This is a genomic window from Comamonas koreensis (genome assembly GCF_021026195.1).
GTDB classification, from domain to species: domain Bacteria; phylum Pseudomonadota; class Gammaproteobacteria; order Burkholderiales; family Burkholderiaceae_C; genus Comamonas; species Comamonas koreensis.
In genome coordinates this window covers 324,478-346,400 of record NZ_JAJNCT010000010.1, presented here as the reverse complement: position 1 = coordinate 346,400, position 21,923 = coordinate 324,478, and the positions used below count along the sequence as shown (strand labels likewise).

19 protein-coding genes are annotated in these 21,923 nt (G+C 66.4%); 7 read left to right on the top strand and 12 right to left on the bottom strand.

Annotation, left to right across the window (positions count from 1 at the left end):
• Positions 1-11 precede the first annotated feature (11 nt).
• From LPW39_RS11975 to LPW39_RS11950, 6 genes are all read right to left on the bottom strand, one after another.
• Positions 12-1,259 (bottom strand): putative Na+/H+ antiporter, encoded by a 1,248-nt coding sequence (locus LPW39_RS11975; RefSeq protein ID WP_230774994.1) that lies wholly within the window; start codon positions 1,257-1,259, stop codon positions 12-14.
• A 231-nt stretch (positions 1,260-1,490) separates the two neighbouring features.
• Complete coding sequence (locus LPW39_RS11970; protein ID WP_230774992.1) at positions 1,491-2,534, bottom strand: transporter; 1,044 nt, start codon at positions 2,532-2,534, stop codon at positions 1,491-1,493.
• Positions 2,535-2,635: 101 nt separating this feature from the next.
• Entirely contained in the window at positions 2,636-2,800 is a 165-nt protein-coding gene (locus tag LPW39_RS11965; protein ID WP_166656448.1) for a hypothetical protein, read from the bottom strand.
• A gap of 15 nt (positions 2,801-2,815) precedes the next feature.
• The gene (locus LPW39_RS11960) at positions 2,816-3,913 is read right to left on the bottom strand and encodes a YeeE/YedE thiosulfate transporter family protein (protein WP_230774990.1); all 1,098 of its coding nucleotides are present in this window, start codon (positions 3,911-3,913) and stop codon (positions 2,816-2,818) included.
• A gap of 83 nt (positions 3,914-3,996) precedes the next feature.
• The gene (locus LPW39_RS11955) at positions 3,997-4,956 is read right to left on the bottom strand and encodes a sulfurtransferase (protein ID WP_230774988.1); all 960 of its coding nucleotides are present in this window, start codon (positions 4,954-4,956) and stop codon (positions 3,997-3,999) included.
• Positions 4,957-5,097: 141 nt separating this feature from the next.
• The gene (locus LPW39_RS11950; protein WP_230774986.1) at positions 5,098-5,640 is read right to left on the bottom strand and encodes a DUF4256 domain-containing protein; all 543 of its coding nucleotides are present in this window, start codon (positions 5,638-5,640) and stop codon (positions 5,098-5,100) included.
• A 106-nt stretch (positions 5,641-5,746) separates the two neighbouring features.
• Between LPW39_RS11950 and LPW39_RS11945 the strand changes: the two genes are divergently transcribed.
• Positions 5,747-6,637 carry a plasmid replication/partition related protein gene (locus LPW39_RS11945; RefSeq protein WP_230774984.1) on the top strand — a complete coding sequence of 297 codons (891 nt, stop codon included), beginning with the start codon at positions 5,747-5,749 and terminating at the stop codon, positions 6,635-6,637.
• Between the two features lie 30 nt (positions 6,638-6,667).
• Here LPW39_RS11945 and LPW39_RS11940 read toward each other — a convergent pair whose 3' ends face one another.
• The 3 genes from LPW39_RS11940 to hemH all read right to left on the bottom strand — a co-directional run bounded on the left by LPW39_RS11940 (position 6,668) and on the right by hemH (position 11,083).
• Positions 6,668-9,439, bottom strand: a complete 2,772-nt coding sequence (locus tag LPW39_RS11940) for an ATP-binding protein (RefSeq protein WP_230774982.1) — start codon at positions 9,437-9,439, stop codon at positions 6,668-6,670.
• Between the two features lie 90 nt (positions 9,440-9,529).
• On the bottom strand, positions 9,530-9,997 hold the full coding sequence (locus tag LPW39_RS11935; protein WP_230774981.1) for a GNAT family N-acetyltransferase: 468 nt from the start codon (positions 9,995-9,997) through the stop codon (positions 9,530-9,532).
• Between the two features lie 36 nt (positions 9,998-10,033).
• Positions 10,034-11,083 (bottom strand): ferrochelatase, encoded by a 1,050-nt coding sequence (hemH, locus tag LPW39_RS11930; protein WP_230774979.1) that lies wholly within the window; start codon positions 11,081-11,083, stop codon positions 10,034-10,036.
• Positions 11,084-11,212: 129 nt separating this feature from the next.
• Here hemH and LPW39_RS11925 point away from each other — a divergent pair, with 129 nt between their 5' ends.
• From LPW39_RS11925 to LPW39_RS11915, 3 genes are all read left to right on the top strand, one after another.
• On the top strand, positions 11,213-11,956 hold the full coding sequence (locus LPW39_RS11925; RefSeq protein ID WP_230774970.1) for an HAD-IA family hydrolase: 744 nt from the start codon (positions 11,213-11,215) through the stop codon (positions 11,954-11,956).
• Between the two features lie 126 nt (positions 11,957-12,082).
• Positions 12,083-13,057, top strand: coding sequence for a quinone oxidoreductase family protein (locus LPW39_RS11920; RefSeq protein ID WP_230774968.1), 975 nt, complete (start codon positions 12,083-12,085; stop codon positions 13,055-13,057).
• A gap of 90 nt (positions 13,058-13,147) precedes the next feature.
• On the top strand, positions 13,148-14,083 hold the full coding sequence (locus tag LPW39_RS11915; RefSeq protein WP_230774965.1) for a LysR family transcriptional regulator: 936 nt from the start codon (positions 13,148-13,150) through the stop codon (positions 14,081-14,083).
• Positions 14,084-14,090: 7 nt separating this feature from the next.
• Here LPW39_RS11915 and hpnE read toward each other — a convergent pair whose 3' ends face one another.
• On the bottom strand, positions 14,091-15,404 hold the full coding sequence (hpnE, locus tag LPW39_RS11910; RefSeq protein WP_330166611.1) for a hydroxysqualene dehydroxylase HpnE: 1,314 nt from the start codon (positions 15,402-15,404) through the stop codon (positions 14,091-14,093).
• A gap of 1 nt (position 15,405) precedes the next feature.
• Positions 15,406-16,248: a presqualene diphosphate synthase HpnD gene (gene hpnD / locus LPW39_RS11905; RefSeq protein ID WP_230774963.1), complete on the bottom strand. Its 843-nt coding sequence runs from the start codon at positions 16,246-16,248 to the stop codon at positions 15,406-15,408.
• A 582-nt stretch (positions 16,249-16,830) separates the two neighbouring features.
• Between hpnD and LPW39_RS11900 the strand changes: the two genes are divergently transcribed.
• The 3 genes from LPW39_RS11900 (at position 16,831) to LPW39_RS11890 (ending at position 20,752) form a co-directional block, all read left to right on the top strand.
• Positions 16,831-17,514, top strand: a complete 684-nt coding sequence (locus LPW39_RS11900) for a response regulator (RefSeq protein ID WP_230774955.1) — start codon at positions 16,831-16,833, stop codon at positions 17,512-17,514.
• Entirely contained in the window at positions 17,511-18,848 is a 1,338-nt protein-coding gene (locus LPW39_RS11895; RefSeq protein WP_230774947.1) for an ATP-binding protein, read from the top strand. Before LPW39_RS11900 ends, LPW39_RS11895 begins: the two co-directional genes overlap by 4 nt.
• A 356-nt stretch (positions 18,849-19,204) precedes the next feature.
• The gene (locus LPW39_RS11890) at positions 19,205-20,752 is read left to right on the top strand and encodes a DegQ family serine endoprotease (protein WP_230774945.1); all 1,548 of its coding nucleotides are present in this window, start codon (positions 19,205-19,207) and stop codon (positions 20,750-20,752) included.
• Positions 20,753-20,945: 193 nt separating this feature from the next.
• Here LPW39_RS11890 and hpnC read toward each other — a convergent pair whose 3' ends face one another.
• A complete protein-coding gene (gene hpnC, locus LPW39_RS11885; RefSeq protein ID WP_230774943.1) occupies positions 20,946-21,830 on the bottom strand; it encodes a squalene synthase HpnC in 885 nt (294 codons plus the stop codon).
• Between the last annotated feature and the right edge of the window lie 93 nt (positions 21,831-21,923).

Genomic DNA, 21,923 nt, shown 5'->3' with positions numbered 1-21,923 from the left:
TCAGCAGCGATTTATAGGCAGAGGAAGGCCAGCGCCGCAATGGCGGTGGGCAGCAAGGCCCCCAGCAACAGGCCGCCAATGCTGATGGTCGCGTTGCTGAAGCCATGCTTGAGCAGCGCGACACCGGCAGGGTTGGGGGCATTGGCAATCACCGTCAGGCCACCACCGGCGACGGCACCGGCCATCAGCATGTACTTGGCCGCATCGCTCATGCCTTCGATCTGCGAGCCCAGGTAGGTCAGCGCCGCGTTGTCGGTGATGGCGGTCAGCCCCAGCGCCCCAAAGAACAGCACCAACGGCGCCATGCTGGCCACCAGCGGCTGCAGCCACCAGCTTTGCAGGCCGCCCAGCACCACCAGGCCCGCCAGGAAAAAGCCCACCAGCAGCGCTTCCTTGAGGATCAGCGGGCTTTGGTACTTAGCATAGGCATGGGTGTAGCCCAGAAACAGCAGAAACACGCCGAGGAACAGCACCGGGTGGTGGGCAAGCACGACCACGGCCGCCAGCAAGGCCGCATGCACGGCCACCACACCCAGCGGCATGTGCGCCTGCGCGTCCTCGCTTGGCGGTGCTGCCGCCAGATGGCCGCGCATGCACCAGGTGGCAATGCTGGCGTTGACCAGCACGGCAATCACCGCTTTCCAGCCAAACTGGCTCAGCATGAAGGCGCTGTCCCAGCCCCAGGTCGCCGCCACCATCAGCACCGGCGGCGCAGCGTAGGAGGTGAGCGTGCCGCCAATCGAGATATTGACAAAGAGCACGCCCAGCGCCAGGTACTTGAGGCGGGTGGGCATGCGCGGGGTAAAGACCAGCGGGGCGAGGGTCAGCGCGGCAATGGTCATCGCAGCTGGCTCGGTGATCAGCGATCCCATCAGCGGCACGGCGGCCAGGCCCAGCCAGGCCAGGCTCAGGGCCGTGGGCAGCGGCGTGGCGCTGGCCAATGCGGCCAGTGTGCGCTGCACCGTCATCACGATGGGGCGGGATGCCGCCATCACCATGACGACAAAAACGAACAGGGGTTCGGTGTAGTTGCGCGACTCGGCGTAGTCAATCGCCTGGGTCGGGCCGCTGGCAAAGGCCATGACGCCGATCAGCACCATGGCCCAGAAGCCGAAGACGATCTCGACCTCGCCCAAAAGATGGAAAACGCCCGCGTGGCGTGGATAGCGGTGCGACAGGCGTTCGAATTGCTTGGCGAGAAAGGTGTGGAGCAGCGCAATGGCAAAAATGCCGGCGGCCAGATACTCAATGGAAAACATGGTGTGCTTTGGGCTGAAGCATGCAGCGGTTGGCAAGCAGCCAGACACAGACGACGATTGTCAGCGCGCTGATGGCAAACCGGAGCAGGCAACGGGGTTCCAGCGAGGCGGCCCGACCTTCGCTCACAACCTGCCGCTACACCCTATGTGACGACACCCAAGCCCTCCATTTTACAAAAAAATAATCAGATATGGGTTTTCAATGTCTTTTTGCAGACTTTGCACAAGCTCTCAGACCGGCGGATTGCGGCGCTTGCTGCGCAGCCACCAGGCCGCGACCAGCGAGAACAGCACGATCACGCCGACCAGCAGCCAAAAGCCCAAGGGGTCTTGGCTAAGCGGGATGCCGCCCACATTCATGCCGAACAGACCGGCCATCATGTTCACCGGCAGCGCCAGCACGGTGATCATCGTCAAGGTGTAGAGCGAACGGTTGGTGTCCTCGTTGGTGCCGGCGGCAATCTCTTCCTGCAGCAGCTTGATGCGCTCTTCGAGCGATTGCATATCGCGCAGAAACACGGAGAACTCCTCGCTGGCGGCGCGCAGCGCATGCAGGTCTTCGTCACGCATCCACTGTGGCGGCGTCTGCAGCAGGCGGAACATGGCCGAGGGCTCAGGCGCCAGCAAACGCTTCAGCCGCACCAGCAGGCGGCGCAGCGCGCCCAGCTGGCGCGGCTGCATGCGCGTGCGCCCACTCAGCATGGTGTCCTCGATCTGGTCAACGCGGTGGGTCACATCGCGCACGATGCGCACCAGCACGTCGGCTTGGGCGCGCAGCAGGCGCTCCAGCAGTTGCGGGCTGGAGCCGGGCGTGTCACCCTGGCGAATCTGCTGGCGCAGCGCATCGACCGAGCGCAGCGGATGGGCACGCGCCGATATCACCCACTGGGGCGAGGCCTGGATCCACATCGTGTGGATGTCGCTGGACTCGAACTGGAAGTCGAAATCGATGTCGTTGATGACGGCGAGCAGCGCATCATCCATGCGCTCGATACGGGTCGAGGCCAGGCCATCGCGCAGCGCCTCGAAGTACTGCTCATCGAGCGCCGCATACTGCTGCAGCCAGCGCAGGCAATGGGCATGGGAGAGGTTGAAATGCAGCCAGATAAAGCCCGTGGTGTTGGGCGGTGCGGCCAGCCAGGCCTGCGCTTGCTCGGCATTCAGCGCGGTGGCGGGGCCATGGCCGTCAAAGGCATAGCCCCAGATCAGGCCGCTGTTGTCATGGGGGGTGACCAGCGGAAGCGGGTCGGTCTCCCGCGGCAGGGGTTCGTTCAAGATAGCACTCCGGGGACGGGCGGTTGCCCCTCGCCAAACCCCGTATTTTTGGTGGCTACCGTGACTTTTTCATGACAAAGCCATGACGCGCGCTGGCGTGCTCAGTCGGGCATCGAGCAGTGGCCGCCGCTGGCGTGCTGGCCCGAGCCCGCTGCGATCAGCGGCGCCTCGTAGCGCAGGTCCACCGGCTGGCTGTGGACATAATCCCAGGCGATGAAGGCGACCAGCAGCACCCAGAAGGCGCTGCGCAAAACGGTGGTGTTCATATGCGGCTCCTGCGCTTAAAAACCAAAATGGCGGCGAATGCGCAGCCCGAAGATCGTGCCGACAAAGGCCAGCGGCACCCAGATCCAGCCATGGATGCTGCCGGTGCTGATGCCAGAGAGCATCGCGCCCACATTGCAGCCAAAGGCCAGGCGCGAGCTATAGCCCAGCACCAGGCCGGCGACCAGGGCCACCAGCCATTGGGTGCCGGTCAGCGCCTTGGCGGCCGCGGGCTTGCCCGCAGCAATCCACAGCGCACCGGCCAGAATGCCGATGTTGGTGATGCTGGTGATGTCCAGCAGCACGGTTTCATGCAGGCGCTGGGCATTGCCCGGCTGGCTCCAGAACCAGTTGCCTGCCAGGTCCACCATGCCGGTGCCGTTCGCTACCTTGGCGGCCCAGAGGCCAAAGCCATAGACGATGCCCCAAGGCTGGCCGGCAATCACCAGGTTCAGGGTCGCGAAGATGGCCAGGCCAATCGCGCCCATCACCCACTTGCGCTGCCACAGGCCGGGCATGCTGCGCTGCTGCGCCGCATTGGCCTTGGCGCAATAGGCCTGGACCGCAAAGCCGATGACGGCCAGGGCCGCCAAGGTGGCGAGCAGCGCAGGCAGCCAGCCCCAGGTGCTGACCAGGCCCACGGCCGGCATGCGGCCCAGGTCCAGCCACCAGCCCAGGTGCAGCGATCCCAGAAAGCTGCCGATGGCAAACATCGGCAGGATGGCCGTGTTCATCGGGATGCCCATGCCCGCCTTGTACAAGGTGCCGCTGCCGCAGCCATCGGCAATCTGCATGCACAGGCCAAACACAAAGGCCCCCACCAGCAGGCTGATGCTGGGCGGGCCCAGCGCGGCCGTCAGCTCAGGGTAGTGGCCCAGCAGCGGCATGGCCATGGCGGCGGCCAGTGCCAGCAGCAGCAACTGGCCAAACACGCCGCGCGGGTCCTTGTCCTCGACCAGCATGCGCCAGCCGGTGGTAAAGCCAAAGCGCTGGCCGGCCAGGATGGCACCCAGGCCGATACCGACCAGGAACAGCGCCGCCTGGCGCAGCGATACCGACCACAGCAGCCAGCCAAAAAAGGCCGCCATCAGGATCGACAAGGGAAGTCGTTTCATCACGATCACCGTTGAGAGTCAATACAACAAAAAGCTGCCAGCACCTTTGCGGGAGTGCTGGCAGCCAAAGAACCGGGTCTGGCTTACTTGAACTTGCGCTGCCACCATTGCTTGGCGTCATAGGCCAGCGATTCGGCGCGGCCAGGCTGGTTTTCCATCGCCGGGGCATCGGGCTGCTGGGTCCAGTCCACCATCGAGCCGGCATACAGCTTGACATTGGGCAGGCCAGCCATTTCGCTCAGGCCAAACCAGTCGGTGGCGGCCCAGTGGCCGGTATTGCAGAAGGCGACGGTGTCCTGCCCGTCCTTGCGGCTGACCTTGTCGGCGATCTGCCGGGCGGTGGCCGGGTCGACAAACTGGGCCGTGCCCTTGACAAACCACTGGTTGAAATCCAGCTGCTGCGCGCCGGGCAGGGTGCCCGAGAGCTTGGCCGCTGGCGCCCGGGTCTTGCCCTGGTAGAAGGCGTCAGGGCGGGAATCGACCAGCGCGGCATTGCTCAGGTCCACATGGGAGCGCACCTGGTCGCGCGTGGCAATCAGGCTCTCGTCCAGCACGGGCTGGTAGCTGCTGGCCTGCACCTGGGGCGCCTCGGTGCTAACGGGCTTGCCCTCGGCCACCCAGGTCTTCATGCCGCCGTTGACGATGGACAGGTCCTTCAGGCCCAGCACCTTCAGGCTCCAGTAGACACGCGCCATCGCGCCAAAATCGGTGGCATCGGCGCCGGTGGACACGACGACGGCATGCGTGGCCGGGGTCAGGCCCAGCGACTGCACCAAGGCGGTGAGCTTGGGCAGATCGGGCAGCTCACCGGGGTTGGTGGCCGGGCCGCGCCACTTGCCATAGGGCGCGTTGAGCGCGCCGGGGATATGGCCTTCGGCATAGAGCTTGGGCTCGCGGATATCGATGACGACGGGCGCGGCAGCGCTTTGTTGGGCGGTAGCCAGCTCGGCGGGGCTCAAAAGCGGCTGCGCGGCATGGGCTGCCGTGAGCCAGCTGCTGGCAAACAGAGCGCTGGCCACAGCCAGATGGCGAAGGGTTGTCATGGCAATAGCTTGTAGAGGCAAATCAATGGGCTCTATTGTCCCGCGATTGCGGTCCGTCAGCACGCTATGCACAGATTGAATATATGGCGGTAAGGTTATATGCCCTGATGGAATAAAGGGCGCGCTACCTGCCTGGTCTGTCTATACCCAGAGCCCCGCGCGAAAGCCGCGCGCCGCGTAATAGGACTGCACGCCATTGTGGTAGCTGAACACGCGCTCATAGCGCCGGTCGCCAAACAGCGCGCCACCCAGGCGGCGCATCTCGTCGGGCGTGGCCAGCCAGCTGGAGGTCTTGCAGTCAAACGCGCCCAGGGTCTGCAGATGGCGGTACTGCTGCTCATCGAGCAATTGCACACCCATCGCTGCGGCCATGCCTAGCGCGCTGCCGGCGGGCTTGTTTTCCTTGCGGGCGGCCAGTGCCTGCTCGTCAAAGCAGAGGCTGCGCCGGCCGCTGGGGCTTTCGGCGGCGCAATCGGCAAACAGCAGCCGGCCGCTCGCGTCCTGCAATATGACATCGGGCTCGCCGCCGGTGGCCTCCATCTGGGCCAGCGCTTCGTGGGCGGCCGTGTTCTTGTCCAGGCGCTGCTGCACCTGCGCCCAGGCCAGTTGGGGGTGGCGCGGCATGTGGGCTTCAAAGCGTGCTTGCAGCACGGCCACCAAAGTCTGCAGTTCGGTCTTGTTCATGGCGTTCAAATCCTTGTCAAGCGGCTGCCACTTTTGCGCACTTCTACAATCGGCGCAAGCTTTTTGAAGGATTACCCAACGGCGGCACCTGCCGCCGCGCTGCATTATGGATATTGTTGTCAACGAAGAACTCAAGGCCTACATCGACCCGCTGACCCCTGACGAGCATGCCTCGCTGGAGCGCAGCATTTTGGCCGAAGGCTGCCGCGATGCGCTGGTGCTCTGGGGCAATGTGCTGGTCGACGGCCACAACCGCTACGGCATCTGCCAAAAGCATGGCCTGCCTTTCAACACGGTACAGAACACCCAGTTCCAGTCGATGGAAGATGTTTACCTGTGGATGATCGACCAGCACCTGGGGCGCCGCAGCGTCTCGGATTTTCAGCGTGGCGTGCTGGCGCTGCGCAAGCGCGAGATTCTGGAGCACCGCAAGCTGGAGAAGGCCCACCCGGTGCCTGCGCAGCCCGCCGAAGGCGAGGCGCCAGCGGTCAGCAATGCCGACGAGGCTTTCTCGCCGGTCGATGCTGCCGAGCTGGAAAAGGTAGCCACCCGCGAGGCCATCGCCAAGGCGGCCCGCCTGTCGAGCAGCCAGGTCGCGCAGATCGAGAAGATCCAGAAGAGCGCCGCACCGGCGCTGGTCGAGGCCTTGAAGGCCGGCGACATCTCCATCAATGCCGCCGCCGTGGTGGCGACCTTGCCGCATGAAGAGCAGCAGGCCGCTGCCCAGGGCGGCAAGGATGGCTTGAAGCAGGTGGTCAAGCAGGTGCGCGATGCCAAGCGCAAGCCCAAGGAAGAGGCGCCCGAAGCCGAAGAACCCGCCAGCGCCCCTTCGGCCGCGCATGGCGCCGAAGCGGTGGATGCGGCGCTGGACAAGGCCCAGCAGCAGATCAGCGACTTGCGCGCCCGTGTGCAGGAGCTGGAGTTGGAAAACGCCCAGCTGCGCTTGCAGCTGGCGGCAGCCTCGTCGCAGGATCTGCCTGTCCCAGACGAAGCCTGATCCAGGCTTTCGTCCTTTCGCGCTCCGCCTTTAATCCAGCGGCGGGCGTTTGGCCGGCTTGGGCAGCAGCCGCTGGCGTGAGCGCTGGGCACGGGGCCGTGCTGCATCGGCACGCTGGCAGGCCAGGCGGTACTGCAGCAGGCTGGCCTCGGCCGCCTGCACCAGCGCAAGCGGCAGGCGCTGTGCCTCGGGCATGGGGTGCTCGGCGTTGGCGGGCAGCTCGCACTGGTCCATCAGCAGCGCCAGGCCCTGGCCCACATGCTCGGCCGTGTAGACATGGAACTGCCCGGCCTCCACCGCCTGCACCACGCGCTCGGCCAGCATCAGATGGCGCTGGTTGCGCGCGGGGATCAGCACGCCATGGCTGCCATCCAGGCCTTGCTCGGCACAGAGGTCAAACCAGCCTTCGATCTTTTCATTGAGGCCGCCCACGGGCAGCACCTCGCCATGCTGGTTGAGCGCGCCGGTGACGGCAATGCTCTGGCGCAGTGGCAGGCCCGACAGCGATGACAGCAGCGCATAGAGCTCGGCGCAGCTGGCCGAGTCGCCTTCTACACCGCTGTATTCCTGCTCAAACACCACCGAGGCGTTGAGCGCCAAGGGCGCAAGATGGCCAAACAAGGCCGTCAGATAGCCTTGCAAAATCAGCACGCCCTTGTCGTGGATGGGGCCGGACATGGCCACCTCGCGCTCGATGTTCATCACCCCTTCCTGGCCGGCATGGGTGCGCGCGCTGATGCGCACCGGCAGGCCAAAACGGTGGTCGCCGGTGTCAATCTGCGACATGCCATTGATCTGGCCGACCTGGCTGCCGGTAAAGGAGATCAGGTGCTCGCCGTCGCTGATGGCGGCATGCAGGTCCTGCTCCATCGCGTTGTGGCGCAGGCGCTGCGCGGCCAGTGCGGCCTCCACATCGGCGGCCTGTACCAGACGGTCCTGCCCTGAGCGTCGGGCACGCTGCGCGCTTTCCAGCAGCAAGGCTTCGAGCTGGTTCAAGCGGCCGCTTTGGCGCTGCTGGTCATCGGCCTCGCGGTGGGATTGCTCCAGCAGCCGGGCGACTGCGCTGGCGTCGCAGTGCGGCATCTGGTAGAGCTTGCAGCGCTGCGCCATCAGTGCGGCGGTGGCGCGGTAGGTGGCGGCCGAGGCCTTGAACTGCTCGGCAAAATCGACCTTGACCCGAAAGCGCCGGGCCATGTCGGGGTCGCTCTCCTGCAGCTGGTAGTAGGCCTCTTCAGAGCCGACGAGTACGAGCTTGAAGTTCAGCGGCAGCAGCTCGGGCAGCATCGCGCCGCTGCTGCTGGGGCCTTGGGCGGCATGGGCATCTTCAATGCGCAGCTGGCGCGTGCGCAGCACCCGGCGCAGCGCCTGCCAGCTGTCTTCGTCACCCAGCAGGTCGCGCAGGTGCAGCATCAAGAAGCCGCCATCGGCACGCAGCACGCTGCCCGCGCGGATGCAGGAGAAATCACTGCGGCGCTCGTCCTCTTCGGGCGGGTCGATGGTGCCAAACAGGTTGCGCAGGCTGGGCTGGTCCTCCAGCACCACAGGGGCATGGGCCTCGCCATGGTGGTCCACGATCAGGTTGAGCTGGCTGAGTGCGCGCAGCGCCTTGCGCTTGGCCTCCAGCAGGGCGCGGGCATCGTCGCGCGCATCCTGGCTTTCGCCTTCGCCCTCAATGCTGTCGGTCTGGTCGAGCAGCGCATCGGCATCCTGCGCAATGCTGCCCGGCACCCACAGCGCCATGTTCTTGAGCCAGTCTGCCTGCATCTGCGACAGCCAGCGCTGCAAGGTCGCCGCATGCTCGGCGCTGGGCGTCAGGCCCTCCAGCACCTGCGCCGATGCGGCCTGCCACAGCGGCGTGGCCAGCGATTGGTAGAACAGGTTCAGCGCCGCATCGCGCGCCATCTGTGCCTGCCGCACCTGTCCGCGGAACTGCGCCAGCTGCACGCGCAGCTGGTATTCCAGGTCTTCGGCGGGGGCTGTGGGGCTGGGGGCATCGGCGGCATCTTCGCCTTCGCCGGGCGACAGCAGCAGCGCGGGGTCGGCGTCGTTGTCTACCTGAGGCGGGGTGGCGCTAGCCAGCGCTGGGGACAGGTCATCAGACTCTGCCGGGGGCTGGTCTTGCTGCACATCCGCTGCATTCAACACAACAGGCGACTCGGCAGCGGGCTGGCCGGCATCCGGGCCGCTGGCGTCGCCAGGCGCGTTGTCCTGGCTGTCCACCACCAGTTGGCCTTCCTCACGGCGAATGCGCAGGCCGGCGCCCTGGGCCCAGTCGTGCAGCGTAGCAAAGGCGGCTTCTTCGGCCTGGCGGGCCTGGTTGTAGAGCTGCTCGATCTGGCTGCGGTGCTGCGCTTGCTGCACGGCTTTGTCGAGCTGCTCGGGCAGCTTGTCCACCATGGCCTCGATGCGGCGGCGCAGGCTGCGGCCCTGGCCGGCGGGCAGGCGCAGCGCCTGGGGGCGCTCGGGCACGGCGAAGTTGTGCACAAAGGCGATATCTTGCGCAGCGGGGCGGCGTTGCGCCTCGGCCTGCATGGCCTGGCGCAGCAGCGATGTGCGGCCGCTGCCTTCCTCGCCCAGCACAAACAGGTGGTAGTCGGGCGGGTCCATCGCCAGGCCAAACTCGGCTGCCGCCTGCGCGCGTTGCTGGCCGATCCAGGAGAAGGGCTCGTGCACCAGCTCGGCGGTGCTGGCAAAGCCCAGTTGGGCCGGATCAATGCGCAGGCGCAGTTGGTCGGCCTGCAGCAGCTCGGCGCACAGCAGCGGGTTGGCAGGTTGGGAAGGGGTCAATGGCGTGTCGGACAAGGGGATATTTTTCTGGAGGGCCCCAGGGGCGCGGGGCGCCTGGGGCCTTGTGGGTGGGTCGAGGGGTGCCTGGACAAAGCGCAAGCGGGGCTAGAGCGCCAGCCGCATGATGTGCTGCGGGCCGTAGCCGCCATCCAGGTACAGTTCGCCGGTGTCTTCAAAGCCGCACTGGCGGTACAGCGGTATCGCGGCGGCGTTCTTGCAGTTCACCGTCAAAAATACGTACGTAGCAGCCAAGCCCTGCGCCCGCAGGTAGGCGGGCAGCGCTTGCAGGCTGCGCTTGGCCAGGCCCTTGCCCTGAAAGCGCTGGTCGATGAAGAAGCTGCGCAGGCCCAGGCTGTCCGCCGGCGCAAAGGGGTAGTGTTGCGCATAGTCCTGGTCGATCAGGAAAAAGCCGGCAATCTGCTCGCCATCGGCAATCAGATGGGCGCCGAGCCGGGGGTGCAGCTCGGCCAGGGTCTGGGCAATCGGGGCGACAAAGGGCAGCTGCGCCTCGTGCAAGGACAGACCCAGCACGCGCTCGCGCTGCTCGGGCCGGTAAGGGGAGAGGAGGGTCATGGTGGTGCGGTCTGTGGCAGCGTGGTGCGGGGCGGCTCAGCGGGGCTGGGATGGCGCCGTGCCGGTGTCCCAGCCTTGCAGGTGCTGCAGGGCCAGTTCGCGCAGCGCCTGGATCCAGCGGGACTGGTCGTTCAAACAGGCAATGTAGTCGAACTGCTGGCCGCCTGCATGCACAAAGGCTTCGCGCACCTCCTGGTTGATCTCTTCAAGCGTCTCCAGGCAATCGGCGGGAAAGCCGGGGCACATGACCTGCACATGGCGCAGGCCTTGCTGGGCCAGCGCGATCAGGCTGGGTTCGGTATAGGGCTCCAGCCATTTGGCCTTGCCAAAGCGCGACTGGAAGGTCAGCAGGTACTCGCTCTCGGCCAGGCCCAGCTCGGCGGCCAGCAGGCGGGCCGTCTCCTGCGATTGCTGCTGGTAGGGATCGCCCAGGCGCACATTGCGCTCGGGAATGCCGTGGAAGCTCATCACCAGCTTGGGCGCGCGGCCGTCCAGCTGCCACTGCTTGCGCACACTCTGGGCCAGCGCCTGGATATAGCCAGGGTCTCGGTGGTAGCTGCGCACAAAGCGGATCTCGGGAATGTCGCGCGCGCTGGCGCACCAGGCATTGACGGCATCCACCACGCTGGCCGTGGTGGTGGCCGAGTACTGCGGGTACAGCGGCAGCACCAGCACACGGCGCACACCCTCGGCCTTGAAGGCATCGAGCTGGCTGGCGATCGAGGGGTTGCCATAGCGCATGGCTGGCCGCACCAGCACCTGGTGGCCCGCTTCGCCCAAGGTGCCGCGCAGCAGCTTGGCCTGCTTCTCCGTCCAGACGGCCAGCGGCGAGCCCTCGGGCATCCAGATGCTGCGGTACTTGGCGGCCGACTTGGCCGGACGCGTGCGCAAAATCACGCCGTGCAGCAGCGGCTTCCAGACCAGCGGCGGGATCTCGACGACGCGCTGGTCGCTCAGAAACTCGGCCAGGTAGCGGCGGGTGGCCGCTGTGGTGGGCGCATCCGGTGTGCCCAGGTTGCACAGCAGGATGCCGGTTTTGTCAGGGAGGGGTTGGCCAAGAGGCTCGGGTCGGAAGCGTGAAACCATGGCTGGGATTGTCGCAGCTTGGCAGTGGGCCCCGGCGCATACCCCTGGCCGCAGCGGGCCTGCGCGCCCTTGTCCGACACCGGACCGCTGGGGCGCGCTGGCCCGCAGCGATCCGCTATGCTTGGCGCCATGCTCGATCTCTCCCGAATCCGTGCCATCAGCCTTGATCTGGATGACACCCTCTGGCCGGTGCTGCCGACCCTGAAGGCGGCCGAAGCCGCACAGCACGCATTTTTGCTGGACCATGCGCCGGCAACCGCTGCCTTGCTGCAGGACGCGGCCGAGGCCCAGCGCATTCGCCAGTCGGTGCGCGATGACTTTGTGCACCTGTCGCATGACATGACGCATTTCCGCCAGCAGTTCATCCGCCGCGCGCTGCAGCAAAGCGGTGGCGATGAGGCGCTGGTCGAGGCCGTATTTGCCCAGTTCTTTGCGGCCCGCAACCGGGTGACTTGGTTTGCCGAGGTCGAAGACGCGCTGGCCTGGCTGTCCTCGCGCTACCCGCTGGTCGCCGTCTCCAACGGCAATGCCCAGCTGGACCTGGTGGGTCTGTCGCCCTGGTTTGTGGCCAGCACCAGCGCACGCGAGGTGGGCGTGGCCAAGCCCGACCGGCGCATTTTTGCCGCTGCATCCGCGCGCGCCGGCATCGATCTGCCCGCCTTCTTGCATGTGGGCGACGACGCCGAGCTGGATGTGCAAGGCGCGCTGGCCTGCGGCATGCAGGCCGCCTGGGTGCAGCGCCAGGAGCTGGACCACCACCAGCGCAGCGAAGCCGGCCAGGCCTTGCGCTGGCCCTTGAGCAGCCCCCCGCCCCAGGCGCTGGTGCGCAATTTGACCGAGTTGTGTGGTCTGCTGGGGCGGCCCGCTCCCTGACAGACCGGCATCGCCACGGCGGCAATTGCTGCACCCACTGCAGCTATCAACTGTATGGTGCGCTATTTATCTGTTGCCATGCAGGCTCTAAGCTGGCGCCATCGACAAAACCGCAAGGAGTGATGCATGGCGCAAGTGATTCGTTTGGCAGCAGCCGGTGGCCCGGAATGCATGCAACTGCAGCAGCTGGAGCTGGCCGCACCCGGCCCGGGTGAGGTCTTGCTCGCGCAAGAAGCGGTGGGCGTGAACCCGCTCGATCTGCTGCAGCGCAAGGGCATTGCGCCCATCCCGCTGCCCTCTGGCCTGGGGTTGGAAGGCGCTGGCCAGGTGCTGGCGCTGGGCGCCGGGGTGAGCCAGTTTGCCGTCGGCGACCGGGTGGCCTATGCCACCGGCCCGCTGGGCGCCTATGCGAGTGAACGCCTCTACCCGGCCGAGCGCCTGGTCAAGCTGCCCGATGGCATCAGCGCCGAGCAGGCCGCCGCCGTGCTGTTCAAAGGCATTACCGCGCAGTACCTGCTGACGAGCACCTATGCCGTCGGCCCCGGCACCGTCGTGCTGCTCTATGGCGCATCCGGCGGAGTGGGCCAGCTGATGGCCTCCTGGGCCAAGCACCTGGGCGCTACCGTCATCGGCGTGGTCTCCAAACCGCAAAGCCAGGCCCGGGCGCTGGCCGCCGGTTGCGACCAGGCGCTGGTGTTCGATCCCCAGACCCTGGCCGCGCAGGTGCGCGATGCCACCGGCGGCCGCATGGCCGATGTGGTCTATGACGGCCTGGGCAAGCTGTCCTTTGCCGCATCGCTGGACTGCCTGCGACCCCGGGGCCTGATGGTCTCCTTTGGCGCGACCACCGGTGCGCCGCCCGCCATCGACATGGCCACGCTCAACGCCAAGGGCTCGCTCTACATTACCCGCCCCTCGCTGGCCGCGCACACCGCGACCGCGGCCGAGTACCAGCAACGCGCCAGCGCCGTGCTGCAGGCGGTGGAGCAGGGCATCATCCAACCGGCCATTGGGCGCCGCTATGCGCTGGCGGATGTGGCTGCCGCGCATGCGGATCTGGAGGCGGGGCAGACCCAGGGCGCGGTGGTGCTGCTGCCTTGATGCAAAGCCGCTGCGGCGGCGGCGGCGTTGCCGCATCGTCCACCGTGTCTTGGCCTATAGTGCGGACACCAGCCACTCCGCCCCACCACCATGCCCCTGCTCGACAGCCAACACGCCGATGAACTCAGCGCCTTGCTGGCGGTGTTCGATGCCGGGTCCTTTGTCGCGGCGGCCGCGCAGCTGCAGCGCCACCCGACGGTGCTGTCGCGCCGGCTGAGTGCGCTGGAGGCGCGGTTGGGGATTCGCTTGCTGGAGCGGTCTACGCGCCAGCTGCGGTTTACCAGCGCAGGCCAGCATTTTGTGGCCCAGGTGCGCGAGGCCATGGCCTTGCTGGACCAGGCCCAGCGCCAGGCCAGCGAGGCCGCAGCGGTTGTGCGCGGGTCGCTGCGGCTGTCCTTGCCGGCCAGCATGGGGCGGCGCTGGCTCAGCCCCATGGTGGCGGGGTTTGCCAAGGCCCATCCGCAGGTGGTGATGGATGTGGTCTATGCCGAGCGCTTTGTGGACATCATTGGCGAGCATTTTGATGCGGCGATCCGCATTGGGTCGCTGGCCGACAGCAGCCTGGTGGCGACCCGGCTGTGCGACCACCGGCGCCTGGTCTGCGCTGCACCCAGCTATCTGGCCGAGCAGGGCTGGCCGCATACGCCGCAGGATCTGGCCCGGCACCGCTGCCTGGGCTTTACCGGGCTGCGCAGCTATCCGCAGTGGCAGTTCTCGCGTGGGGCCGAATCCTGCCTGGTCAGCATCCGCGCCAGCATGGTCAGCAATGACAACGAGGCCCTGCTGGTGGCCGCACGCCAGGGCCTGGGCATCATCGCGGGCGGCGACTGGCTGCTGGGCCCCGAGGTGGCAGCCGGCCATTTGCAGGAGGTGTTGCCGCAGTGGCAGCTGCAGGCCGATGCCGGCATCTACCTGGTGCGGCCGTCCAGCCAATGGAGCAGTGCCGCATCCAGCGCCTGGCGCGACTGGGTAATTGCGCATTTTGCGCAGGGTGCGCCTTGGCGCCAGGCTGCGGGTGCTGTTTGAATCCTGATCAGGCCAGCGCGTGGGCGGCGGCGATGCCGCTGCGCACTGCGCCTTCCAAGGTGGCCGGGTAGGGCCCGTCGATGTAGTCGCCGCAGGCCAGCAGGCCGGGTGCAATCAGCATGCCGGGGCGCTGCATGCCGGGGGTACAGGCAAAGGTGGCGCGCTTTTCCACCACGGTTTTGAGGGGCTGCAAGGCCAGGCCCAGTTGGGCTTGTGCCTGGGCGATGACCTGCTGCTCGATCTCGGCGCGGTCGCCCTCGCTGGTGCTGATGACAAAGGCCAAGAGGCCGGCAGGGTCGCCCAGCTGGGCACGGTCAAACACAAACTGCGCGGGCTGGCTGGGGCTGCTGTGCAGCGCCAACCAAGGGGCATGCAGGCTATGGCCTTGGGCGTTGGGGGCCGGGTTCCAGGCGTAGACGGTGGCAATGGCGGTGTGCGTCAGGCGCCCGGCGTCGTCGGCCCAGGCCAGGGCCTCAGCGTGGTCGTTGGCTGGATGGGCAAAGGCGGCTTGCACCAGGCGCGCCGCCTCCCAGGCCGGGCAGGCCAGCAGGACCTGGTCATAGTGCTGCCCCTGGATCTGCCAGCCAGCACTGGCCTGCACCAACTGCGGCACCCGGCTGCCCAGATGGCAGTCATGGCCCCGGGCCTGCAGCCAGCTGGCGGCGGCAACGGGGAACAGCTGGCCCAGGTCCACCAGCGGCAGCCAGAAGTGCGAACCCTTGTCGACTGCGAACAGGCTGTCTTGCAGCACGCGCAGAAAGACCTGTCCACTGGCCTGGTGCAGAGGGGTGTTCAGCGCCGAGATGCACAGCGGCTCAAAAAACTCGGACCGCAGGCGCGGGGGCAGGCCGGCGCAGAGATCGGCCACGCTGGCCTGTGGCGCGCAGCGAAAGCCCTGGCGTTGCCAAGCAGCGGCCCGGCGCAGCAGGTGCAGCCGCTCCAGCAAGGACCAGCCTTTGGCGGTGGCAATGCCGATCAGCGCATCCCAGGGCGGTGCGCAGTCGGGAAAACGGATGCCCCGGCCATCGGGGTAGCGCATGGCCAGCGGCCGTTGGATGAACGACGCATCGGTGCTGACCCCCACCCGCTCCATCAGTGCGCGGCAGGCGGTGTAGGCGCCAATCAGAATATGCTGGCCGTTGTCGACGGTGATCTCCTCGCCGCTGGGCAAAGCCAAGGCCAGGCCGCGCGCGCGGCCGCCCCAGTGGGCTGAGGATTCCCAGACCGTCACTTGGTGGGCGCTGGCCGAGGCGAGCTCGACGGCGGCGGCCATGCCGGCCCAGCCGCCACCGACCACGGCGATGCGTTGGCTGCTGGCCACGTTACATGCGGCCCAGTGCCTGCATGCGCCAGGCCAGCCAGAGCTTGCGCAGGGGGGTCAGGCTCACGCGCTGGTGCAGCACCTGGAACTTGTCCTGCTCGATCTCGCGCAGCAGGGTGCGGTAGATGCTGGCCATCATCAGTCCGGGCTTCTGGGCACGGTAATCGGCCTGCGGCAGCAGGGCCAGTGCCTCGTCATAGAGCTGGTGGGCGCGCTGGGCCTGGAAACGCATCAGCGCCTCGAAGCGGTCCGAGTACTTGCGGTTGAGAATCTCATGCGCCTTGACATCGAACTGCTGCAGCTCGTTGACGGGCAGGTAGATGCGGCCGCGCATCGCGTCCTCGCCCACATCGCGGATGATGTTGGTGAGCTGGAACGCCAGGCCCAGCTTGTGGGCGTACTGCGTGGTTTGCGGGCTGGTCTGGCCAAAGATGCGGGCTGCCACTTCGCCGACGATGCCGGCCACCAGGTGGCAGTAGCGTTGCAGGCCTGGAAAATCCAGGTAACGGGTTTGCTCCAGGTCCATCTGGCAGCCTTCAATCACCGCCAGAAGGTGCTCGGCCTGGATGGAGAAGGTGCCGGCATGGGGCATCAGTGCCTGCATCACGGGGTGGCTGGGTTGGCCGGCAAAGCTCTTGCGGACCTCGCTCTGCCACCAGGCCAGCTTGGTCGCCGCCACGCCCGGGTCGCTCACCTCGTCGACGACATCGTCGACCTCTCTGCAAAAGGCATAAAAGGCGGTGATCGCTGCACGCCTGTCCTTGGGCAGAAAGAGGAAGGCATAGTAAAAGCTGCTGCCTGAGGCTGCGGCCTTGTTTTGAACATACTGCTGGGGCGTGGTCATAAGCGCCGTATTGTCCCATGGGCCAGAGGCCCGGGAAGAGATTACCCCGGCGACTGCTGCTCCAGCCATTGCAGCGCCTTGCCGGACTGGTACCTCCTCCCCGGTGCCGTAGCCTCAACTGCCCGCATCAACGGGGTGAGCGCTTGCACAGCTTTGTTGACATTGCCCAGGGGCTGCGCTGGCGGATACCAAGGTATGCAGGTTTTCTCAACAAATTCATGATGGTAGCAAGATGCTGGGACAAGATGCCCTGCTGTTGGCGAGGCGAAGGAAGTCTTTTGTTGCAATAGTGCCTGGTTATTGACATCTGCGCGTCCATATAATCGCGGTCGCCATGGAGCACAAGGGACGGACCATCTCGCCAGGACGCCAGGACCAAAGCCAACAATAAGTCCGAACGTTCATTCATACGGCGGTATGCGCGGAGGCAGGTTGCGCACAAAGCGATTGACGCAATGTGGGCCACTTATTTGTCTGCCAACCATCATGCGGGTTGCGGGCTGATCACCATTGAGGGGGTCAGCCCGTTTTCCTTCTGGGCCTGTTTCCCGTCACGTTATTGGCCGCTTGCATAATGCTGCCATGCGCATACTCCTGGTAGAAGATGATCAGATGATTGGCGAAGTGGTGCTGGATGCACTGCGTGCCGAATCATGGGCGGTGGATTGGGTCAAGGACGGGGCGATGGCGCAGACGGCGCTGGCGACTGCCGGCTATGACCTGGTGCTGCTGGACCTGGGCCTGCCCAAGGTGGATGGACTGCAGGTGTTGCGCGAGATGCGCGCGCGCCAGGTCCGCATTCCGGTGCTGGTGGCGACAGCGCGTGATGCCATCGCCGAGCGGGTGGCGGGGCTTGACGCCGGCGCCGACGACTACATCATCAAACCCTATGACCTGGACGAGCTGCTGGCGCGCATTCGTGCGCTGTTGCGCCGTGCCAGCGGCCGGGCCGAGCCCGAGTACTGCTGGGGCCAGGTGCGGCTGGTGCCCGCCTCGCGCGAGGCCTTTGTGGCCGGGCAGCCGGTGCAGCTGTCAGCCCGCGAATGGGCGGTGCTTGAGCCTTTGATCGCCCGGCCTGGCCGCGTGCTCTCCCGCGCACAGCTGGAGGAGAAGCTCTATTCCTGGCGCGATGACATTAGCAGCAATGCGGTCGAGGTCTATATCCACGGGGTGCGCAAAAAACTGGGTGCCGAGCTGATCCAGAATGTGCGCGGCCTGGGCTATCTGGTGCCGGTCGAGTCGCTGCCCACCGGGGTGGCACCTTGAGCAAGCCGCTGTGGACCGGGCGGCCTTTTTCGCTGCGAGCGCGGCTGATCTGGGCGCTGCTGGGTGTGGTGGTGGTGGCCGCTGGGCTGCAGGCCGTCAGCATTTACCGCACCGCGCGGGCAGAGACCGAGGCGCTGTTCGATGTGCAGATGCAGCGCATTGCGCTGGCGTTGTCGGCCGGGCTGGCCTCCGAGGTGGCCTCGGACGCGCTGGCCGATCCGCAGGCCAAGGCGCAGGACATGATCGTGCAGATTTGGCGCTCGGACGGCATCATGCTCTACCGCTCCAGCAATTCGCGCCTGCTGCCCCAGGTCGCCGTGCTGGGTTTCAGCGATGCGCGTGCCCATGGCGTGGCCTTTCGCATCTACGCGCTGCAGACGCCGACCCAGGTCATTCAGGTGGCGCAGGAGGCGGCATCGCGCGGCCAGATGGCTGGCCAGGTGGCCTTGCGCTCCATCGTGCCGGTGCTGCTGCTGGCCCCGCTGATCATGCTGGTGGTGTGGTGGGTGGTGGCCCATACCCTGGCGCCGCTGGCGCGCACGCGCGAGCAGCTGGCGGCGCGCCAGGCCGATGACTTGTCACCGCTGGCCGATGCCGATCTGCCGCTGGAAGTGCAGCCCCTGGTGCAGGAGATGAACCTGCTGCTGGCACGCTTGCAGGCTGCGTTTGATGCGCTGCAGCGCTTTGTCGGCGATGCCGCCCACGAGCTGCGCACACCGCTGGCGGCCCTGCGCCTGCAGGTGCAGGGCCTCGCCCGCGCGCCCGATGATGCTGCGCGGCGCGTGGCCAGCGAGCGGGTGATGGCGGGCATCGACCGGGCCACGCGCATGGTCGAACAACTGCTGCATCTGGCCCGCCAGGAGGCCGGGCAGATGCAGGCAGCGCCTGCGCAGCCAGTCGCCGTGGCTGCACTGTGCGAGATGACGGTGGATGAGCTGCAACCGCTGGCCCAGCAGGCCGGCTTGACCTTGCAGCACGAACTGGACGAGACCCTGGCGCCCGTGCAGGGCCAGGCCGATGCGCTGGGCCTGCTGCTGCGCAACCTGCTGGAAAACGCGCTGCGCTACACCCCTGCCGGCGGCCAGGTGCGCTGCCGCTGGTACCGCGATGCAGAGGGCCGGCAGGTGCTCAGCGTCGAAGACAGCGGGCCCGGCGTGGTCCCCGAAGAGCGCGAACGGGTGCTGGACCGCTTCTACCGCGTGCCCGGCACCAGCGCGCATGGCAGCGGGTTGGGGCTGGCGATTGTCAGTGCCGTGGCACGCCAGCATGGCGCGCAGCTGCTGCTGGATGCGTCCGAAGAGCTGGGCGGCCTGCGCGTGCGGGTCATCTTCTGAGCGCGCCGTGGCCAACTGATTCTTTGCGCTATCCGCTTGTTCAATCTGCGAGTGTCGCGGGTTGGCACGGTAAAGCGGCGGGTGGCCGTTCAGCGTTTCAGAAGCGCATAAGACACCTTGACGGGACCGGCATGAACTGGTGGTTGTGGCACCTCGCAGCCCCAGCGGCGCTGTCCGGGTCAGTGCGCAAGGCATTTGACACCGAAGACAACGCAGCGGATGGCCGGGGCCCGTGCTGAGTTCGGCGATGCGTTGCGCCGACAGTTCCTGGCAATGGCGCGTCTAAGTTTCTTCTAAGTCTGGGCAGGCACATTAGCTCCATCGACATCATGCTAGTGGTCTTCAGGAGTACAAAAATGTCTGTTCCTTCTTTTCAACTTGGTTCGCGCAAACTGGTAGCTGCCTTGCTGACGGCAGGTGTGTTGGGCGGCGTTGGTGCCTCTGCACTGCAGCATGTGCAATGGAGCGCCCATGCCGAAGGCACGCCTGCGGTCATGGCGCAAGCAGCGCCTGCTGCAGCGCCGATGGTGAGCCTGCCCAACTTCAGCACCATCACCCAGCAGGCCGGGCCTGCGGTGGTCAATATCAGTGTGCGCGGCACGCGCAAGGTCTCGGACGATGAGGACGACGGCGACGATGCCGACGCCGCACCCTCGGCCAACCGGGGCCAGCAGATCGACCCCAATGACCCGATGCTGCAGTTCTTCCGCCAGTTCGGCTTTGGCGTGCCGCAGCAAGGCATGCCGCGCGGGTTTGGCCGCCAGGTGCCGCAAGAGGTGCCGATGGCCGGTGAAGGCTCGGGCTTCATCATCAGCCCTGATGGCACGATCCTGACCAATGCCCACGTGGTCAAGGGCGCCAAGACGGTGACAGTGAAGCTGACCGACCGGCGCGAGTTCAAGGCCAAGGTGCTGGGCTCGGACCCCAAGACCGATATCGCGGTGATCAAGATCGATGCCAAGGATTTGCCCGTTGCCAAGATCGGCGACTCCAAGGCCATCCAGCAAGGTGAATGGGTGCTGGCCATTGGCTCGCCCTTTGGCTTCGAGAACTCGGTGACGGCCGGTGTGGTCAGCGCCAAGGGGCGTGCATTGCCCGATGACAGCTCGGTGCCCTTCATCCAGACCGATGTGGCGATCAACCCCGGCAACTCCGGCGGTCCGCTGATCAATGCCCGGGGCGAAGTGGTGGGCATCAACTCGCAGATCTACAGCAAGAGCGGCGGCTACCAAGGCCTGTCTTTTGCAATCCCGATTGACCTGGCGGTCAACATCAAGGACCAGATTGTCTCGCACGGCAAGGTCGACCATGCCCGCCTCGGTGTCGTGATCCAGGAGGTCAACCAGGCCTTTGCCGATTCCTTCAAGCTGCCCAAGCCCGAAGGCGCCCTGGTGGCCAGTGTGGAAAAGGGCGGCCCTGCCGACAAGGCCGGCCTGCAGCCCGGCGATGTGATCACCGGCTACAACGGCCAGGCGATTGTCTCGTCCAACGACCTGCCTGCGGCCATTGCCACGGCGCGGCCTGGCACCAAGGCCGAGTTGCAAGTCTGGCGCGGCGGCAAGGCCACCAGCTTGCAGGCTACCTTGGGCGGCAATGTCAGCAAGGGCGAGCAGGTGGCTGGCAATGAGAAGGTCGGCAAGGGCAAGCTGGGCCTGGCGCTGCGCGAGCTGACGCCCCAGGAAAAGCAGGCCAGCGGCAGCCAGCAGGGCTTGATCGTCGAGCAAGCGGCCGGGCCTGCAGCGCTGGCCGGTGTGCAACCCGGTGACGTGGTGCTGTCCGTCAACGGCGCGGCGGTGAACGGGATCGAGGATCTGCGCAAGCAGGTCGCCCAGTCCGACAAGTCGGTGGCGCTGCTGATCGAGCGCAATGGCCAGAAGATTTTTGTACCCGTGCAGCTGGGCTAAGAACGTTGAGAAAGGCTAGACCGTGTCAAACACATTCCCCACTTGGACAAGGGATGGCTGAGCCCTGAGCCGCCTGGCCGCAAGGCCCGTAAACACTCTCCTCGGGGGTTCCCATAACCCCTTTAGGCCGGATCGCAGGATTCGGCCTTTTTTTGTGGGGATGGCCGCGGGCGAATAGCGGGCAGATCGCGGCTTACATGCGCCAGGCGCGCCACAGCATCAGCGGCACATCGCCCTTGCCAATGGTGCGGCGCTGCCACAGGCTCTGGCCTTGCAGCGCCTCGACCTTGTCCAGAATGCGCAAGCCCCCTTGCACGACCAGGCGCAGCTCCCAGCCGGCGCGGCCGGGCACGCGGTGCACCAGCGGCGCGCCTTCTTCCATCAGACGGCGGGCCCAGGCGGCCTGGTCCATCACCAGCTGGCGCAGCGCCGGGCTGTCCTGGCGCTGCTGCATGGCGGCCGTGGTGATACCGGCGGCCTGGCAGTCGGCATCATTGAGGTAGTAGCGGCCACGCGGAATATCGACGCTCAGGTCCTGCCAGAAGTTGATCAGCTGCAGCGCGCTGCAGATGGCATCGCTCTGAACCAGGGATGGGGCATCGTCCACGCCATAGAGATGCAGCAGCAAGCGGCCCACCGGGTTGGCCGAGCGGCGGCAGTAGTCGAGCAGCTCGCTGCGGTCGGCATAGCGCGCGCTTCGGGCGGTCTTGTCGATGTCCTGCATGAAGGCGCTGATCAAATCATCCAGCAAGGCGACCGGCAACTGCCACTGCACGATGGCGGCCTGTAGAGGCGCAAACACGGCCTGCCAGCGCGCCTGTGGCGGCTTTCCCGCAGCGATATGGGTCAGCGCATCGCGGTAGGCCTGCAGCTCGGCCAGGCGGGCGGGGGCATCGGCGTCGCCCTCGTCGGCAATGTCATCGGCCGTGCGCGCAAAGTGGTAGATCGCCGCAATGGGAGGGCGCAGTGCCGGCGGGCACAGCCAGGAGGCCACCGGAAAATTCTCGTAGTGGGTGACGGGCGTGGTCACGGCGTGCGTGGCGGCAGTCGCAGAAGAGGAGGGCGTGGAATCTTTCACAGCGCCGATGCTAGCGCATCCCACGCTGTGTAGCGGCCAAGCATTGACAGGCAAGGGCGAACTGTCTAAATTAGTGACCGTTTGGTCATTAAG